We start from the raw sequence: 18,422 nt of genomic DNA, 5'->3' as shown, positions 1-18,422 counted from the left end.
TATGCCAAAGATCGGCGATGCCAGTGCAAGCGTGGCCAGTATGCCCTCATTTGCGGCGCAAGTGGTGCGCCTGTCAGGGCGTGAACACGCGTGCCAGCCTGGCATCCTGCGCATACATGTAGTGGCGCGACCAGGGCAGGCTGGAGGAATGCCGTCCCGCCTTCACGCAAACGATCTGGTACAGGCTGATCAAATCTTGCTCGAAGGCATAGGCGCAGCCAGCCAGGTAGACATGCCAGATGCGGAAGCGCCGCTCGCCCGCCAACAGGCGGATCTGTTCGGCGTTGGCTTCGAAATTCTCCGTCCACAGGGCGCAGGTACGCGCATAGTGGCGGCGCAGGTTTTCCACGTCCAGCACTTCCAGCCCTCCCTGCTGCATGGTGTTGAGCACATTGCCGATGTGCGCCAGCTCACCGTGTGGAAACACATACTTTTCGATGAATTCGCCACCGCCGTATGGCGTTTCCCCATTTTCCGGGTCGGTGGAAGTGATGCCGTGATTCATCGCCATGCCATCGGGCGCCAGCAGCTTGTTGATGATGGCAAAGTAGTCGGCTAAGTGTTTGAGGCCCACGTGCTCGAACATGCCCACGCTGCTGATGCGGTCGAACTGACCCGTGACGTCGCGGTAGTCTTGCAGGCGGATGTCTATCAGGTGCGCCAGGCCCGCCGCCGCCACGCGCTCGCGCGCCAGCGCGTACTGGTTTTCCGACAGCGTCACGCCCACGCAGCGGGCGCCATATTGCTGCGCAGCGCGAATCACCAGCGCGCCCCAGCCGCAGCCGATGTCGAGCAGGCTCTGGCCCGGCTGCAGCTGGATTTTCTTCAGGATATGCTCGATCTTCTTGACTTGCGCCTGCGCCAGGGTTTCATCGCCGTGTTCGAAATAGGCGCAGGAATACACGAGGGCGGGGTCGAGGAATTGCTGGTAGAAGCCATTCGATACATCGTAGTGGTAGCGGATGGCCTCGGCATCTTGGCGCTTGTCGTGCCTGAAGCTGCGCACAATGCGCGCCAGCTTGCCTTGCGCTTTCAGGGTATGGCGCGCCAGCGCATTGCAGATGGAAATCATGTCCTGCGCCTTGCCCATGACTTCGATATTGCCTTCCACATAGGCCGAGCCCAGATTGGCCAGCGACGGGTTCAGCAGATAGCGGGCCGAGGCGACGGTCGGCAGCCGAATCGTGACGCGCGGCGTTTCGCTGGACAGATCAACATGCTGGCCATTCCACAATTCTATGCGCAGCGGCAAGGCGGTCTTGCTGCCGATGCTGGCGATCCAGGACTTGAGTTGGTTTTGTATAAACAAGATCGCCTCCAATGAGGCGGCCCCAGTTGGGGCCGCAAATTGAGAAACTATGTTATTTAGTCACTTCCAGCCTCCTACCCTACACCGATAAGTAGTCGCTTGCTTTGCGCTGCCTAGATGCGCGCTTACGGTTGCAAACGCTGCATGCTCCATTGGCCGTAAGCACCACGCGTAAACACGATGCGGTCGTGGAAGCGCGAACGGCGTCCCTGCCAGAATTCGATGCGTTCCGGCTGCAAACGGTAGCCACCCCAGTGGGCCGGGCGTGGCGGCTGGGCGTCGCCGACAGCAGCGGCGACAGCCTCGTAATTGCTTTCCAGCGCGGCACGGTCGGCGATGGGGGCGCTTTGCTGCGAGGCAATGGCCGACAAGCGGCTTTGCAGGGGACGCACATTGAAATATTCGTCGCTCTCGGCCGCCGTGGTTTTCACCACCGTGCCTTCGATGCGTACTTGCCGCTCCAGCTCGCCCCAAAAGAACAGCAGCGCGGCATGCGGCTTGTGTGCCAGATGCTGGCCCTTGTCGCTGTCGTAATTCGTGTACCAGGTAAAGCCGCGTGCGTCGAACTGCTTGATCAGCACGATGCGCGAGCTGGGCTTGCCGTCAGCACTGACGGTTGCCAGGCTCATGGCGTTCGGTTCCATCACCTGGGCCTTGACGGCCTCGGCAAACCATTTCTGGAACATGGCGATGGGATCTGCCAGCACATCCGTCTCGTTCAGACTGGACTGGGCGTAATCGGTGCGCATGGCCGCCAGCACCGCTGCTGCGTCTGGCTCGACTGCTGCGGGCGCATCGGGCGCGATGCCGCGGCGGCGCTGCATCGCCGTGCCCAGCTGCGCCATCTGTTGCGCGCTGAACAGGCGCTTGGCCATGGGCGCCAGCTGGCTCTCTTCCTTGACCATGTGGGCCTGGTAGGCGGCATCGAAATCGCGTACTGCATCGGTGGACAGTTGCGTGCCCATGCCGGTCGCGATGGCGTCCAGTTCCGGGCGCAGGGTCAGCCAGGACTGGTCCATGCGCTGGTGGTCGGCGAGGATTTCCGGCACCAGGGTCGCCAGCAGCGCTGCGTCGTCGCCGCTAGCCGTCGCCTGCAGCATGGGCATCAAGTCTTGCTCTTCGTCGTCGTGGTGCACATGTGCGGCTTTATTGAAATATTGCAACACCGCCTTGGCAGCCTGCTGCGCCTCTGTCGTGTTGCCGTGCTGCGCCAGGTGGCCCAGCAGGTTTTGCAGGGTCGTCAACTGCTTGCGGATCTTGTCGTGGCAATGCTTGAGCACGGCGATGGGCTGGTCAAAGCCGGGAACGGAGTCGAACAGGGGAGAGGTCATGGCGTGTTCTCGTGGTGGGCGGTGTGGGGACGCGACGACAAATGCCTGGTCGCTGTATCTATTGGGCTATTTTAGAATATCTGCAGGCGCAGTGTCCGTTAAAATGGTGCCATGCATACTTCCACCAATGAACTAACTTCCATGGACTTGACCGAAATCGATTTTGAACGGCGTTTCGGCGGCATTGCCCGCCTGTATGGCGCCCCGGCGTTGGCACGCTTTCGCGCCGCCCATGTGTGTGTGATCGGCGTGGGCGGCGTCGGTTCCTGGATCGTCGAAGCGCTGGCGCGCAGCGCCATCGGCCGCCTGACCCTGATCGACCTCGATAATGTTGCCGAATCAAATATCAATCGCCAGATCCAGGCCATGAGCGACACCATCGGCAAGGCCAAGATCACGGCCCTGGCCGAACGCATCGAACTGATCAACCCATTTTGCCAAGTCACGCAGATCGAAGATTTTATTACCCCCGATAATTTGCAACAGTTGCTGGGCGGGCGCGATTTCGACTACCTGGTCGACGCCATCGACAATGCCAAGGCGAAGGCGGCCGTGATCGCCTATTGCCGCGCGCGCCAGTTGCCCATGCTGACCATCGGCAGCGCGGGCGGGCAGACGGACCCGACCCTGATCGCCGTGCGCGACCTGGCGAAAACTGAGCAGGAACCGCTACTCAAGCGTGTACGAAAACTGTTGCGCACCGAATATGGTTTTCCGCGTGGCCTGAAAAACAAATTCAATGTCGACGCCGTGTTTTCCATGGAACCGTTGAGCACGCCCGAGAGCGCCGAAGCGTGCGCCATCGATGGCACGCCCGTCGGCGTGACGGGCCTCAATTGCGCCGGCTTCGGCTCCAGCGTGGTGGTGACGGCCAGCTTCGGCATGGTGGCCGCTGCACATGCGCTGAAAAGCTTGCGCCAGGACAAGCCTGCCGCGCTGCCCATGCCAGTGTCAGTGCCAGAGGCTGCCTAAGTCAGTTCGGCGGGCCAGGATGGGCGAGTCGTCGCTGCTGTTCAGCGAGTCCACCCGCATCGGGCCAGAGCGCGCAACACAGGCGGGGACAGTGTGTAGCGGGCGACAAGTTTTTCCTATCGCTGCAACGGTTTGCTATGATTGGCTTTCCCTGCCGGTTGGCTGGCGCAGGGATACCACTGAAACTCACTGAAAGAAGACATCATGACGCGTAGCTCCGTTTTGTTTGCCCTGATCTGCTCCGTCGCCGCGTCGCTGGCGCAGGCACAGGCGCCAGCGCCTGTTCCCGCCGCCGCCGTATCGCTGAGCCCCGGCCCCGTCGCCGATAAATTGATTCTGATCGACAATAAAGTCGGCACGGGCAAGGAAGCCTCCGCTGGCAGTAACGTCACCGTGCACTATACGGGCTGGCTGTACCGTCCCCTGGCGAAAGATTCGCGCGGCAAGAAGTTCGACAGCTCCGTGGGCCGTGGCCCGTTTGATTTTCCGCTCGGCAAGGGCATGGTCATCAAGGGCTGGGACCAGGGCGTGGCTGGCATGAAAGTAGGCGGCAAGCGCACCTTGATCATTCCAGGCGACATGGCCTATGGTCCGCGTGGCGCCGGCAATGGCGACATTCCGCCGAACTCGGCACTGATCTTCGATGTGGAATTACTGGACGTTAAGTAATTATGCAGTTTGGCGGCGGCGCATGCACGCGCTGCCGCCATCAGCGCTTTGAAACGCGGTAGACTGCAGTATCTTGAAATAGCGGAGACTGCTTCCATGAACATCGCCAATGACGTCACTGAACTGATCGGCAACACCCCTCTGGTGCGCATCAATCGCATCGCCGCCGGCAGCGTTGCCACCATCCTGGCCAAACTCGAATTCTATAATCCCGCGCACAGCGTCAAGGACCGCATCGGCCTGGCCATGATCGTCGCGGCAGAAGCGGCCGGCAAGATCCATCCCGATACCATCATCGTCGAACCCACGAGCGGCAACACGGGCATTGCGCTGGCCATGGTCTGCGCCGCGCGCGGCTACCGCTGCACCCTCGTCATGCCCGATACCATGAGCCGCGAACGGCGCATCTTGCTGCGCGCCTATGGCGCCGAGCTGGTGCTCACACCCGGCAGCGAAGGCATGCTGGGCGCCATCCGTACGGCCGAAGAGATGGTGGCAGCCGATCCGCGCTACCTGATGCTGCAGCAATTTAACAATCCCGCCAATCCCGCCATCCACCGCGTCACGACAGCCGAGGAAATCTGGCGCGATACGGATGGACAAGTCGACATCGTTATCGCCGGCGTCGGCACGGGCGGCACGATTACCGGTATCGGCGAAGCGCTCAAGGAACGCAAGCCTGGCCTGCAAGTGATTGCCGTGGAACCGGAAGCGTCGCCGATGCTGTCGAAAGGCACGAAAGGGCCGCACCCGATCCAGGGCATCGGCGCCGGTTTCGTGCCGCATGTGTTGAACACCGCCATCTACGATGAAATCATTTGCGTCAAGAGCGACGACGCGTTCGCCACCGCGCGCCTGGCCGCCAGCGATGAAGGCTTGCTGGTCGGCATCTCGTCGGGCGCCGCCCTATGGGCCGCGCTGCAAGTGGCGCGCCGTCCGGAAAACGCGGGCAAGACCATCGTCACCATCATCGCGTCGTTTGGCGAGCGTTACCTGAGTACGGCGCTGTATGCGGGCTTGGGCGACTGAGTGTCGGCCTGTCGGGCGCGGCTGCGCAGGTGGTCGCGCCTCACCGGCGCTGCCGCAGGGGAGCGCTTGAATTTACCCCGGCGAAATATGCGCGAGGCAGACGCGGCAGGCGCAGTACAATACCGCCATACTGGGCCGTAATGGTTCGGCCTGTATTGTGCCTTTGAATGGAAATATGTTCCTGGTAAAACCTGAACGCCGCCGCCTGCTGCAGGTGGGCGCAACCGTGGCTGTCATTGCGCTGGGCCTGGCCTCGCGCGCCTATCCCCAATTGCTTCCTGCCGCCCTCGGCAAGTATCCGGGCGACGCCCTGTGGGCCATGATGATCGTCTTTGCGCTCGGCGCCATCGCCACGCGCATGCGCACGTGGCAGCTGGCGCTGTATTGTCTGCTGATCTGCTTTGGCGTCGAATTTGGCCAGTTGGTCCAGGCGCCTTGGATCGTCGAGCTGCGCGCGCATCCGCTGGGCCACCTGGTGCTGGGCTCCACCTTTGGCTGGGTCGACCTGATCGCCTACACGGCCGGTGTGGCGATTGCTGCACTGGTCGATAAAGCGGCGCTGTTCAAGCGCCGCTAAGCTTTGATATGTGGGGCCAGTTCCTTCGGAATCGGCATGCGTCCCATTGGGACACATTCCCCTGACAGGACTAGCCCCATAAATATCATTTGACGTTACCTTCAGCATCGCGCAATTGCACCGGCGCCAGTTTCAGCTTGGACAATTGCGGCGCGATCTTCGCCTTGTCGCCCACGCCGATGACGATCAGCTTTTCCGGCTGCAGGTATTTCTTCGCCACCTGCTGCACCTGCTTGCCCGTCACCCCCGCAAAGCGCTGCGGCAAGGTCGCATAGTAGTCGAGGCCGAGGCCGTAGATATACGCGTTGGCCAGGCTGGCGCTGATGCTGGCATTCGTCTCGAACTGGCCCGGCAGCGACAGCACCTGCGAATTGCGCGCATTCGACAATTCCTTGGCCGTCAGGGGCTGGGCGATCATGGCGCGGATTTCCTTGAAGGTTTCCGACACGGCCGGGCCCGTCACGTCGGTGCGTACGCCGGCGGCAATCGAGAACGGCCCCGGCTCGCTGCGGTACTCGAATTGCGAATGCACGCCATAGGTGTAGCCCTTCTCTTCGCGCAGCTTATTACTGAGCCGGCTGGTAAACAAGCCGCCCAGCGCCGCGTTCATCACTTGCAGCGGCGCATAGTCGGGCGTCGTGCGGGCCACGCCGATGCTCGATATGCGCATGGCCGTTTGCGGCGCGCCCGGCTTGTCGACCAGGATCAGGCGGGCTTTCGTCGTGACCGGCGCCGCCGTCACGGACGGCGCCACCGGGCCCGCCTTCCAGCTGCCGAACTTGGCTTCGGCCAGCGCCTTCAATTCGGCAGCGCCGATATCGCCCGAGACGATCAGGGCCGCATTATTGGGCACGTAATGCTGCTGCCAGAACGCTTGCAAGTCGGCGCCGCTGGTCGCTGTCAGGGCCGCTTCCGTGCCCAGCTCGGTGGTGCCGTACGGATGTTGCGGGCCATACAGGGCTGCCGCTTCCACGCGGGCCGCCACGGCCGCCGCGTTTTCGCGCTGCTGTGCCAGTTCGCCGATGCGGCTGGCGCGCTGGCGCTCCACTTCGGCTGAGGGGAATTGCGGGTGCAGTACCACGTCGGCCAGCACGTCTAGCGCTTGCGGGAAGGTGGTCTTCAGCGACGTCAGCTGGGCGAACGAGGCATCTGCGTCGGAACCGGTGCCCAGGAAAGCGCCCAGTTGCGCCACATCATCGGCGATCTGCGGCGCGCTGCGCGTGGCCGTGCCTTCCTGCAGCAATTGCGCTGTAAAGCCAGACAAGCCCGGCTGCGCCAGCGGGTTGGCACCCGAGCCGCTTTTGATGACCAACTGGCTCGCCACCAGCGGCACGGCCGGGTTGTAATGGTGGATCACCGTCAAGCCATTGCTCAGGGTGAAGGACGTCGCTTGCGGCAGCACAATCTTCGGCGCCGGACCCGCCTTCGGCACGGCTCGGCGCCATGCTTGGTCCGCATTGATGGCCGTGCCTGGCGCCGCCTTGACCTTGCCCGGTGCCGGCGTCGGCACTTCCGCGCCCAGGTCCGGCGTGCCGGGCACGCCATACACGACCACGCGCGACTGGTTTTTCAGATAGGTGTCGACGGCGCGCTGCACGCCGGCCGCCGTCACCTGGCGGTAGCGTTCGATATCCTTGGCCAAGTAGCCCGGGTCGCCCAGGTACTGGTTGTACTGATTCATCATGTTGGCGCGGCCGCCCACTTTTTCCACCTGGCTCAGCATGGCGGTCTCGATGCTGTTGCGGGCCCGCTCGATTTCCTTCTCGTCAGGCCCTTGGGTGCGCAATTGCTCCAGTTCCGTTTGCATGGCTTGCTCGATTTCCTCGGGCAGGTGGCCGGGGCGGGCCGTCACGTCGATGCTAAACACGGAGGTGAGGGCGTTCGAGCTTTGGTTGGCGCCCACGTCCTGCGCGATCTGCTTGTCGTACACCAAGGACTTGTACAGGCGGCTGGACTTGCCGCCGGCCAGGATGTGCGCCGCCATCGACAGTTCCGCATCATCCTTGGCGTAGGCGGACGGCGTCAGCCAGGCCATGAAGACGCGCGCTAGCTCGACCCGGTCTTGCACCACGAGGCGGCGTTCCTGCGTGATGGGCGGCGTCACCACAGCGGGCTTGGCCACGGCCGGGCCGCTCTTGAAGCTGCCAAAGTATTTGTTGACCAGTTCCTTGGTTTTCGCTTTGTCGATGTTGCCGGCGATCACCAGGCTGGCGTTGTTGGGGCCATAGTAGTTGCTAAAGAATTCCTTGATGTCGGCCAGTTTGGCGTTTTGGATGTCCGCATGCGTACCGATGACGCTGGCGTAATACGGGTGGGTCTTGGGGAACAGCTGGTGGTACAGGGCTTCCTGCACGATGCCGTAGGGCGCGTTTTCCACGCTCTGGCGGCGCTCGTTGCGCACCACGTCTTGCTGGTTGGTCAGCGCCGTCTGGTCGAGCACGTCCAGCAGATAGCCCATGCGGTCGGAATGGGCCCACAGGGCCAGTTCCAGCTGGTTCGACGGTACCGTGTCGAAATAATTGGTGCGGTCGAAATCGGTGCTGCCGTTCGAATCGGTGGCGCCTGCCCCTTCGAGCAACTGATCGGCCATGCCGCGTGGCACATGCTTGGTGGCGGCAAACATCATGTGTTCAAACAAATGCGCAAAGCCCGTCAGGCCGGGCGCTTCATTGGCCGGCCCCACGTGGTACCAGATATTGACAGCCGTGACGGGCAATTTATGCTCTTCCACGAGGATCACATCGAGGCCATTCGGCAGCGTGTATTTTTCGTAGGCAACATTTGGCACGGTCGTCGCTGGCGTCGCGACGGCCGCAGCGGCGGCCTGGGCGAGGCTGAGCGGGGTGCCGTACAGCGACAGCATCAGGGCGGGAATGGCCAACAGTTTGATCGGTTTCATGCATGTTTCCAGGCGAAGGTGAGGGGAGACGCTGCGGCATGCGCGTCGCTGGCGCAGTGATGGTGCTAGGGTTTATACAGCAGGGCCGCGCCGCCCAGTACCAGCAGCGCACAGGCGAGGGAGACGATGGCGGCCGCGCCCAGCAGGCGCCATTCGCGCGGCGTGAAGCCGGCCGGCCCGGCTGGCGATGGCGCAGACACGGGCGCGGACACGGGCAATTCCAATTCGGCTGTCGGCTGGGCCATGGCCGCCGCTGGCAAGGGCGGCAAGCCGCCCGCCGCGCGTGCCTGCGCCGCCAGCGCTTGCGTGGCAGCGTCCAGCAGGGCCAGCTGGCGCTCGACGGTTTCCGCCAGCACCGCTTCGTTCAGCGCCACCAGGGCGAATATCGGGTCGTCAACGTCGATCTTGATGCCCGTCTTGTCGAACACGTGGCTGCGCAGTTTATGCTGGTCCATCTACCATTGCACCTTGTCGAGTTGTTCGAAGATGTCGCGGTAGACCACCTTGATGCGCTGCTTTTCCATGATGTTGAACTTATCGTTTTGCAGCACTTCCTGCATCGTCAGGCGGGCCGTGTTCATTTTCTTGATATCCGCGCCAAAGGTGTCGGGATTGCGCTGGCTCAAGGTAATGCTGCCCCTGACGCGCGCGCGGTTGTCGGCATACGACTGCGATTCGACAAACTGCTTGCCGGATGCCGATTGCAGCAGGCCGAAGTGTTCGTTTTGCCACAGCACCAGTGGCACTTTCGTCGCTTGCGCCGTGGCAACAAAGCCCGTGGCCGTGTCGTGCAGGGTATCGCCACCACCGACGATGGTGTGGATGTAGACCTTGCGGCCCGATTCTTCGAGCAGCGAGAAGCAGTCGTTTTCCAGCAGATAGCCCATCAGCGGTGAAAAGGTATTTGCGCCATTGTCGATCACGCAGTTGCCGTCTGTTTCGAGGATGTCGATCATCAGCGCGTCAAAGCGTTTCGGGTCGATGTTGCGCGCATCCGTCATCACCGGCACATGCTTGACCTGCATCGCCTTGTAGCGCGAGAACGTGGCGTTTTCCTGATCGGTGTCATAGCAGCGCAAAGGCAGGTCGTCCTTGCCGTTTAGCCACTGGGCCAGCAGGGTCGATACCAGGGTCTTGCCAATGCCGCCCTTGCCCTGCAGGATGAAATGTACCGTGTTTTGCATTGCGACTACTCCAAGTTGTTGCGTCAGTGACTATCAAAGATCCGTGACAGCGGCGCGCGTCAGGCCACCACTGGCATGTTGCGCGCCATCGTTTGCAACGATGCCACGCGCAACAGCGATCTGCTGATGATGCCAGTCAGGATACCATTGATATAGAGCAAGTTTTGTGTGAAAAATCTCCCCCGATAGTATGAACCAGGATGCAGTGCCATTGTCCTGTCTCGAGAAAGCCTGCAGCGCCGAGCTCAGTCAAGAAAGCGTAGCAGTTCTTGCAGGGCGTGCGCTACCGCCTGCTCGCGCACGGCCTGGCGGTCGCCTGCAAACACCTTGCGCTGCGTCTGTACGCGCCCGTCCACGGCCCAGCCAAAGCAGACGGTGCCGACAGGCTTGCCCGGCACGCCGCCCGTGGGTCCAGCAATGCCCGTGGTCGAGATGGCGACCTGGGCATTGCTGTGGGCCAAGCTGCCTTGTGCCATGGCGGCGGCCACTTCCTCGCTGACGGCACCGTGTACGGCGATCAGCTCGGCGGGCACGCCCAGCATGCTGCTCTTGGCCGCATTGGAATAGGTGACGAAGCCCCGTTCGAACCAGGCGCTCGAACCGGCGATGTCGGTGACGGCCTGCGCCACGCCGCCGCCCGTGCACGATTCGGCCGTGGCCAGCAGCAGGCCCTTGGCCTGCAAGGCCAGGCCGACTGCGTTAGAGAGGGGAACGAGTGCGTTGCTCATGGAGGACTCCTGCATGCGATGTGGAAGGGTGGCAAGACTGTAGCATGACCGCCGGTAAAAGAAAGTTTCCCCTTTAACAGCGAAAATGCGTACACTCTTTTATACATTTGCTACCACTTCGGGATGACGGGCGCTCTGTCGCTGCGCCACCCTGGTGCGCATCGCCCGAATAGGTACGCGGCATGGTGCCGCGCCTTCGTACGCATTATCTTTACTCGGTTGTCATGGCAATTCTGAACTGTTCCTGGTGGCGTCATTCTGGCGCCCTGCGTCGCCCCTTGCGCGGCGCAGAGCGCCACCCTCTGCGCTGGGGCTGGCTATTGCTGCTCCTTAGCCTGCTATGCGCCGATGCGCTGGCGCAGATGCAGGGCGAACTGGAACGCCAAGTCAAGGCCGCGTACCTGTATAGGTTTGCCGGTTATGTCGAGTGGCCGGACGGCAGTTTTTTGCGGCCAGACTCTGCGTTGGTGATTGGCGTGGCGGGCGCCGATGCGCTGGCCGAGCAGCTCGAACAGAGCGTGGCCGGGCACAGCGTCAATGGTCGCGCCGTGCAGGTAAAAAAGGTACGCCGCGGCGAAACGCTGGCCGGGCTGCACGTGCTGTACCTGGGCGTGCTCGACAAGGCGATACTGCACGAGATGCTGGCCGCTAGCCGTGGCCTGGCGTTACTGACGGTCTCCGATTCGGAAGAGGTCTATGCGATGGGCAGCATGATCAATTTCGTGATGGCCGAAGACAAGGTGCGCTTCGACGTGGCCCTGAAACCGGTGGCGCAGGCGCATATCCGCATCAGTGCGCGCATGCTGCTCGCTGCGTACCGCGTGCAGACGGGGGGCGCATAAGCATGATCAGGCTGCGTTCCATTCGTCACAAACTGATGTCGGTAGTCTTGCTGACGACCCTGGTGGCGCTCGTCATTTCGCTGGCCACCATCGTCGTCTATGACTTGCGCGCCTACCACCGCAACCTGGTGACCGATATCAGTACCCAGGCCGAGTTGCTGGGGCACATGAGTTCGGCCGCGCTGACCTTCGATGACGAGCGCTTGGCGCTGGAAAACCTCAACCTGATGCGCATCCGTCCGCGCGTGACGGCCGGCGCCCTCTACAAGGCCGATGGCAGTCTGTTTGCCAGCTACCGCGCGAATGAGCGCGTGGGCGAGCTGCCAGACAAGGCGGGCAAGGAAGGCGAAACCATTCAGGGCAGCTCGCTGGAACTGTTCAGGGCCATCGTTGACAATGGCGAACTGCTGGGCACCGTCTATCTGCGTGCCGATTATGAGCTTGCCGGCCGCACGGCCGACTATCTGGCCATGGCGCTGGGCGTGACGGTGCTGGCGCTGCTGGTGGCCTTGTTGCTGCTGCGTCGCCTCGATTTTGTCATCACGCAGCCCATCCTCGATATCGCTGATGTGGCGCGTGTCGTGATCGAGACGGGCGACTACTCGCGCCGCGCGCGCAAGCTCAGCGTCGACGAAGTGGCGCAGCTGGTCGATTCCTTCAACAAGATGCTGGCCGAGATCGAGCTGCGCACGCATGCGCTGGAGCGCTCGAACGGCGAACTGGCGCGCGAAGGCGAGCAGCGCACCCAGGCGCAGCGGGAAGTCATGCGCCTGAATCAGGAGCTCGAAGTGCGCGTGCACGAGCGCACGATGCAGCTTGAAATGACGAATGCGGAACTGGCCATGGCGATGGAGGAGGCGCGCAGCGCCAACTATGCCAAGTCGGCGTTCCTGTCGTCGATGAGCCATGAATTGCGCACGCCGCTGAACGCTATCCTGGGCTTCGCGCAAATCCTCAGTTCCGACCGCCTGCCGTCGACCCTGCAGCAAAAGAAGGAGTTTGCCGGCCATATCCTTAAATCGGGACGCCATTTGTTGACATTGATCAATGAAATCCTCGACCTGGCGAAGGTGGAGTCGGGCACGCTCAGCCTGTCGCTCGAACCTGTGGGCCTGGACGCCATCTTGCAGGAATGCCACGACATGATCGCGCCGCTGGCCACCCAGCGCCGCATCGGCATGGTCTTCCCCGATGCCTGCACCTGCAACGTGCTGGCCGACCGCACCCGCCTCAAGCAGATTTTGTTGAACCTGCTGTCGAATGCGCTCAAGTACAACCGCGAGCAGGGGCAGGTGACCATCGATTGCGCGCCGCAGGTCGGCGGACGGGTACGCATCAGCGTGCGTGACACGGGCTTGGGCTTGAATGCAGAACAGGTGGCGCTGCTGTTCCAGCCCTTCAACCGGCTGGGGCAGGAGGGCGGCACCGAAGAAGGTAGTGGCATTGGCCTGGTAGTGACGAAGCGCCTGGTGGAATTGATGGATGGCAGCATCGGCGTGTCGAGCACGCTTGGCGATGGCAGCACTTTCTGGATCGAGCTGTGCATAGTCGATGCCGTGCCCATTCCCGTGGCCCCGGCCTTGTCGCGACCTGACCTGGCCGGCGCCTTGCTTGAGAACAGCGCGCCCGTCACCTTGCTGTATGTGGAAGACAACCCCGCCAACCTGACCCTGGTCGAGGAAATCGTGCGCTACTGCCCCCGATTGCAGTTGCTGACGGCCAGGGATGGCCGCCTGGGCGTGGAGATGGCACGCAGTCACTTGCCGCAGCTGATCTTAATGGACATCAACCTGCCGCATGTGAACGGCACGGATGCGTTGAAACTACTGCGCGCCGATCCGCGCACGGCGCATATTCCTGTCATCGCTTTGACGGCCAACGCCATGCCCGGCGATGTGGAGCGCAGCATGGCGCTGGGCTTTTACCGCTATCTTACCAAGCCGATCAACCTCGATGAATTTACCGAGGCGATTAACAGTACCCTGGCCTATGTGGCGCAGCAGCGCCAGCGGCAAGGCAAGTGGGCGCCATGATCAGCCAGGCCGATATTTACGCGGCTAAAATTCTCATCGTCGACGACCATGAAGTCAATGTACGCCTGCTCGAGCATCTACTCGGCAGCGGTGGTTATACGGCCATTACCAGCACCCTCGATGCGCGCACCGTAGTCGGCCTGCACCAGCGCCACCAGTTTGACCTGATCATTCTCGACCTGGTCATGCCTGCCATGAGCGGCTATGCCGTGATGGATGCGCTGCGCCCGCTGGAGCTGGAAGGCTATCTGCCCGTGCTGGTGATCGCCGCCGACCCTGAGGCCAAGCTGGCCGCGCTGGAAGCGGGCGCGCGTGACTTCATCAGCAAGCCGTTCGACGCGCTCGAAGTGCTCACGCGCATCCGCAACATGCTCGAAGTGCGGCTGCTGCACCGCGCCGCGCATCACTACAACACGCTGCTCGAACGTACGGTGGGCCAGCGCACTGCCGAGCTGCAGCGCTTTCGCGGCGCCATGGATGCCACCAGCGACGCCATCTTCCTGGTCGATGTGCTGTGCATGACCCTGGTCGACGTCAACGACGGCGCGTGCCGCCTGCTCGGCTATGCGCGCGGCGAGCTGCTGGCGCTGGCGCCCGGCACCTTGTTGCCGTCGCCGCCATCGGCGCCCCTGACCGCGCTGCCGGACGGCCCGGTCCAGCTGGCCATGGAAGTGACGGAGTGCGAATTGCTGCGGTGCGACCTGAGCCTGGTGCCCGTGGAACTGGGCTGGCACTGGTATGTACAAGCGCCCGTGGCAGGCGGACAGGGCCCCGGTGGCCTGCTGCTGATTGCCGTGGCGCGCGACATCAGCGAGCGGCGCCAGGCGCAGGAGCGATTGAAGCACCTGGCCCATTACGATGGCTTGACTGGGTTGCCTAACCGCAGCCTGTTTTACCAGGCGCTGGCCCAGGCCGTCGAACTGGCACAGGAAAAAAGATGGCGCATCGTGGTGCTGTGCATCGGACTCGACCGTTTCAAGAGCATCAACGATACCCTGGGCGCGGCGCTGGGCGACGAATTGCTGCGCCAGTTCAGCAACCGCCTGGTTCAATGCGTGCGCCTGCGCGACACGGTGGGGCGCCTGGGCAACGACGAATTCGCGTTGATCCTGAGCATGAGCCGTAACCAGCAGGACGCCGTGGTCGTGGCCAATCAGGTGCGTGTAGCCTTGCGCGCACCATTCGACTTGCGCGGCCATGCAGCCACCCTGACGGCCAGCATCGGCATCGCCATGTATCCGGCCGACGCCACCGACCCGGAAACGCTGATTAAATACGCGAATACGGCCATGGACGGCGCCAAGCAGGCGGGGCGCGACGGCTACCGCTTTTTCACGGCCGGCATGAACGTGCAGGTGCTGGTGCGCCTTGACCTGGAACTGGCGCTGCGCCATGCCATCGAACACGAACAATTCATCCTGTACTACCAGCCCAAGGTGGACTTGCGCACGGGCGGCATCAGCGGTGTCGAAGCGCTGCTGCGCTGGCGTCGCCCTGGCTACGGCTTGGTGGCGCCGGCCGAATTCGTGCCGGTGCTGGAAGATACGGGCTTGATCGTACGCGTGGGCGCCTGGGTGATCCAGGCCGCCTGCCGCCAGATCGCCGAGTGGCGCGACAGCGAAGTGGGGCCCGTGCACGTGGCCGTGAATGTGTCGAGCCGCCAGTTTGCCGAAGGCGACCTGGAAGGCGAGGTGACGTGCGCGTTGGCGCAGTATGGCGTGGCGCCTGAACTGCTGGAGCTGGAACTGACGGAAACGGCGCTGATGTCGAGTGCCGAACACACCATCGTCGTACTGGGGAAATTGAAGAAAATCGGCGTCAAGGTGGCGATCGACGATTTCGGCACCGGCTACTCGAGCCTGGCGTACTTGCAGCGCTTCCCCATCGACAAGCTGAAAATCGATATCGCCTTCGTACGCAACATCACCAGCAATCCGAACGACGCTGCCATCGCGCTGGCCATCGTCAGTATGGCGCATAGCCTGAAACTGAGGGTGGTGGCCGAGGGCGTTGAGTCGCGCCCGCAGCTCGAATATCTGCGGCGTAACCGCTGCGACGAGATCCAGGGCTTGTATTTCAGCCGCGCCTTGCCCGCGCTGGAACTGGGGCAGATGATTGTTGTCGGCGCCGGCCTGCCGCCCGGTCTTGATCCCACCGCGCAGCCGGCGCAAACTCTGCTCATCGTCGACGATGACGTCAACGTGCTGTCGTCGCTGCACCGCCTGCTCCGCCCTGAGGGATATCAGATCCTCACGGCCAGCACGCCAGGCGAGGGCTTCGAGATGCTGGCGCTGCACCGCGTGCACGTCATCGTCTGCGAGCAGCGCATGCCCAGCATGAGCGGCACGGAATTTTTGAGCAAGGTCAAGGAACTGTATCCGGAAACCATACGCATCATCTTGTCGAGCTACACGGGCTTCGAAGCGGTGCTCGACTCGATCAACCGTGGTGCGATTTACCGTTTTTATACCAAGCCCTGGGATGACACCGAGCTGCGCGACAACATCCGCCTGGCCTTCCAGCACTACTGGATGGTGAACCAGCCTGGGCTGGCGCGCGCGGCGCTGCGGTAGCCGGTTTAATTGTCGTCTGCATTGTCGTCTGCATTGCCGTCGTTAGTCGCTGAAATGGTCGAAGGACGATAGTTGCAGGTCGAGTGGCAAGCCGGCCGCATCGACCAGGCGCAAGCCGCTTTGCGCCTGAATGCAGCCGACCCGGGTGACGGGCGTGCCACAGCTGGTCGCCAGGGCGGCGATGGCCTCGCGCGACGCTGCCGGTGCCGTGAAACACAGCTCATAATCGTCGCCGCCGGCGGCCGTGTAGCGGCGGCGCAGGCCGGTTTCTTGCTGCGCCAGCACGGGGCCGGCTGGCAGCGCATCGACATCGATTGTGGCACCGACTTGCGACGCTTTCAGGATATGACCCAGATCTCCCACCAGGCCGTCGGAAATATCAATGGCCGCATGCGCCAGACCATGCTCGGCCAAAGCGCAGCCTAGTGTCACGCGCGGCGTGGGCGTGTGCATGCGCGCCGCTGCCGTCAGCAGCTCGTTTGGTGTCAGCGCCTGCTCCATGCGGTAGCCGGCCAGCGCCAGGCGCGCATCGCCGACAGTCCCGCTGACCCAGATATCGTCGCCCGCCACGGCCGCGCTGCGGCGCAGCGCCTGGCCCGGTGTCAGTTCGCCGAACACGGTGATGCAGATATTCAAGGCACCCTTGGTGGTGTCACCGCCGATGAGTTCGCAGCCGAATTCATCGGCCAGCGCAAACAGACCTTCGGCAAAGCCTGCCAGCCAGGCGCGCTCGGCTTGCGGCAGGGCCAGGGCCAGGGTAAATGCCACGGGACGCGCGCCCATGGCGGCCAGGTCAGACAGGTTCACGGCCAGGCTTTTGTGGCCCAGCATGCGGGCGTCGGCACCGGCAAAGAAGTGCCGGTCCTCGACCAGCATGTCCGAGGAGATGGCGATCTGCTTGCCGGCGCCGGGGGTGAGCAGGGCGCAATCGTCGCCGATGCCCAGAGTGGCCCGGCTGGGGCGCTGGCGTACAAAATATTGTTTGATCAGGTCGAATTCGGAAAGCGCGTCTTGTAGGGCCATGGCGTAGTCTGTTCGTTGAGTGATGGTGGGGCCTGGCTATTATAGGCTGGCCCGGAATACAGGTCTTTGTCACTGCAAGCAGCTGACCATGCCCATCCTCGATAGGGCAGTAAATTTGAAATACCTTATACATAACTAAATAAGCTACGCCCGACGACTTATTGGAAATATTGTTACTATGTCTTCAATATTTGGCAAATGAGAACGCGCTACGTCCAAATCCAATGTTGTAAATATAACGAGGCCAACATGATGTCGAGATCGTTGCAGACGCACTCGCAACCTGAACTTTCAGAGATCGGTAAAGTTGACAACTTGTTGATCCGGCGCTTTTGCAGTGGTGACTTGCGCGCATTCGAAGTGCTGGTAACAAAATACCAGCGCCGGGTTGCCGCGCTGATCAACGCTTCGGTGCGCAATAACGCAGTGGCAGAAGAACTGACACAGGAAGCGTTTCTGCGCGCATACCGCAGTTTGCCCGAGTTTCGTTTCGAAAGTGCGTTTTCGACCTGGCTGTATGCGATCGCCCGCAACCTGACAATGTCTTATTTCAGGGATGGCCAGGAGCAAGACGAAAATTCGATCCCGATGGATCTGCTGACAGAAACGATGGTGCTGCAGGATAATGCGAGCTGGAAAGGTCACGCACCCGGTCCCGACGAGCACTTGTGCGGCGCGCAACTGGCGGCCGGCATTGAACAGTCCATCGAAAACCTGACGCCGAGCATGCGCAGCGCCTTCCTTTTGCGCGAGCGCGATGACTTGAGCTATCAAGCAATTGCGACGCAACTATGCATGCCACTCAATACGGTGCGTTCACTTATTTTCCGCGCACGTGCAACTATTAGTTCGGATATACGTCCAATATTAAGCAAAGCCATTTCAGTGAGGTCTTTTTGAATTCGATAGCAAACAGCGACAGCATGGAATATGTACTGCAACTGCTCGAAGAAGACATTAGCGATACCGCATTTCAGGCTGCCATTGAGGAACTCGATGCATCACCGGCACTATTTGAGTCCCTGGTGGCAGTGCAGTTTGTGAAAGACGCGCTCCGGGGCAACTGTTGTCCCGACCGGCATTACACTGCGGGGATCATGCGTTTCATCGCCGCGGCCGAAGCCACGCGCACTGCCGAGTGTGGTACCGAAAGAGTTCCCGAATGATGGCTTTGATACAGGCAGGCGGATCGGCAACAGATCCGTTTTGCATCGGGAAGAAAGCAACCAACTAGCAACATCACCATCATCGGA

General features: G+C 62.0%; 16 protein-coding genes. 9 read left to right on the top strand and 7 right to left on the bottom strand.

Annotated elements, in window-relative coordinates:
- Positions 1-73 precede the first annotated feature (73 nt).
- Both H4V96_RS19300 and pdxH read right to left on the bottom strand, forming a co-directional pair.
- Complete coding sequence (locus tag H4V96_RS19300) at positions 74-1,309, bottom strand: cyclopropane-fatty-acyl-phospholipid synthase family protein (protein WP_196854901.1); 1,236 nt, start codon at positions 1,307-1,309, stop codon at positions 74-76.
- Between the two features lie 125 nt (positions 1,310-1,434).
- Positions 1,435-2,640, bottom strand: a complete 1,206-nt coding sequence (gene pdxH, locus H4V96_RS19295; RefSeq protein WP_196854902.1) for a pyridoxamine 5'-phosphate oxidase — start codon at positions 2,638-2,640, stop codon at positions 1,435-1,437.
- A gap of 141 nt (positions 2,641-2,781) precedes the next feature.
- Between pdxH and tcdA the strand changes: the two genes are divergently transcribed.
- The 4 genes from tcdA (at position 2,782) to H4V96_RS19275 (ending at position 5,887) form a co-directional block, all read left to right on the top strand.
- Positions 2,782-3,612 carry a tRNA cyclic N6-threonylcarbamoyladenosine(37) synthase TcdA gene (gene tcdA, locus H4V96_RS19290; RefSeq protein WP_196854903.1) on the top strand — a complete coding sequence of 277 codons (831 nt, stop codon included), beginning with the start codon at positions 2,782-2,784 and terminating at the stop codon, positions 3,610-3,612.
- Between the two features lie 204 nt (positions 3,613-3,816).
- A complete protein-coding gene (locus H4V96_RS19285; protein WP_010401609.1) occupies positions 3,817-4,281 on the top strand; it encodes an FKBP-type peptidyl-prolyl cis-trans isomerase in 465 nt (154 codons plus the stop codon).
- A gap of 96 nt (positions 4,282-4,377) precedes the next feature.
- Complete coding sequence (cysK, locus tag H4V96_RS19280; RefSeq protein WP_196854904.1) at positions 4,378-5,310, top strand: cysteine synthase A; 933 nt, start codon at positions 4,378-4,380, stop codon at positions 5,308-5,310.
- Between the two features lie 175 nt (positions 5,311-5,485).
- The gene (locus H4V96_RS19275) at positions 5,486-5,887 is read left to right on the top strand and encodes a DUF2809 domain-containing protein (protein WP_196854905.1); all 402 of its coding nucleotides are present in this window, start codon (positions 5,486-5,488) and stop codon (positions 5,885-5,887) included.
- A gap of 85 nt (positions 5,888-5,972) precedes the next feature.
- On the opposite strand, the gene H4V96_RS19270 is transcribed toward H4V96_RS19275, so the two are convergent.
- The 4 genes from H4V96_RS19270 to H4V96_RS19255 form a co-directional block, all read right to left on the bottom strand.
- Positions 5,973-8,786, bottom strand: a complete 2,814-nt coding sequence (locus H4V96_RS19270) for a pitrilysin family protein (RefSeq protein WP_196854906.1) — start codon at positions 8,784-8,786, stop codon at positions 5,973-5,975.
- Between the two features lie 65 nt (positions 8,787-8,851).
- Complete coding sequence (locus H4V96_RS19265; RefSeq protein ID WP_196854907.1) at positions 8,852-9,241, bottom strand: hypothetical protein; 390 nt, start codon at positions 9,239-9,241, stop codon at positions 8,852-8,854.
- Entirely contained in the window at positions 9,242-9,970 is a 729-nt protein-coding gene (locus H4V96_RS19260; protein WP_196854908.1) for a hypothetical protein, read from the bottom strand. It abuts the gene before it with no gap.
- 245 nt (positions 9,971-10,215) lie between these two features.
- Positions 10,216-10,698, bottom strand: a complete 483-nt coding sequence (locus H4V96_RS19255; protein WP_010401591.1) for a CinA family protein — start codon at positions 10,696-10,698, stop codon at positions 10,216-10,218.
- Positions 10,699-10,922: 224 nt separating this feature from the next.
- Here H4V96_RS19255 and H4V96_RS19250 point away from each other — a divergent pair, with 224 nt between their 5' ends.
- From H4V96_RS19250 to H4V96_RS19240, 3 genes are read left to right on the top strand one after another with little or no spacing between them, the layout of a single operon-like run.
- The gene (locus H4V96_RS19250; protein WP_157998773.1) at positions 10,923-11,540 is read left to right on the top strand and encodes a YfiR family protein; all 618 of its coding nucleotides are present in this window, start codon (positions 10,923-10,925) and stop codon (positions 11,538-11,540) included.
- A 2-nt stretch (positions 11,541-11,542) separates the two neighbouring features.
- Positions 11,543-13,573 carry an ATP-binding protein gene (locus tag H4V96_RS19245; protein WP_196854909.1) on the top strand — a complete coding sequence of 677 codons (2,031 nt, stop codon included), beginning with the start codon at positions 11,543-11,545 and terminating at the stop codon, positions 13,571-13,573.
- Complete coding sequence (locus tag H4V96_RS19240) at positions 13,570-16,146, top strand: EAL domain-containing protein (RefSeq protein WP_196855069.1); 2,577 nt, start codon at positions 13,570-13,572, stop codon at positions 16,144-16,146. Before H4V96_RS19245 ends, H4V96_RS19240 begins: the two co-directional genes overlap by 4 nt.
- Positions 16,147-16,188: 42 nt before the next feature.
- On the opposite strand, the gene thiL is transcribed toward H4V96_RS19240, so the two are convergent.
- Positions 16,189-17,169, bottom strand: a complete 981-nt coding sequence (gene thiL / locus H4V96_RS19235; protein WP_196854910.1) for a thiamine-phosphate kinase — start codon at positions 17,167-17,169, stop codon at positions 16,189-16,191.
- 249 nt (positions 17,170-17,418) lie between these two features.
- Here thiL and H4V96_RS19230 point away from each other — a divergent pair, with 249 nt between their 5' ends.
- Entirely contained in the window at positions 17,419-18,069 is a 651-nt protein-coding gene (locus H4V96_RS19230; protein WP_280721112.1) for a sigma-70 family RNA polymerase sigma factor, read from the top strand.
- A gap of 23 nt (positions 18,070-18,092) precedes the next feature.
- Positions 18,093-18,335, top strand: coding sequence for a hypothetical protein (locus H4V96_RS19225; protein WP_010401584.1), 243 nt, complete (start codon positions 18,093-18,095; stop codon positions 18,333-18,335).
- Positions 18,336-18,422 lie beyond the last annotated feature (87 nt).

The sequence above is a fragment of the Janthinobacterium sp. CG_23.4 genome (assembly GCF_029892305.1).
GTDB classification, from domain to species: Bacteria; Pseudomonadota; Gammaproteobacteria; order Burkholderiales; family Burkholderiaceae_D; genus Janthinobacterium; species Janthinobacterium lividum_D.
The sequence above is the reverse complement of the archived record's forward strand: the minus strand, read 5'-3'. Positions and strand labels throughout refer to the sequence as shown.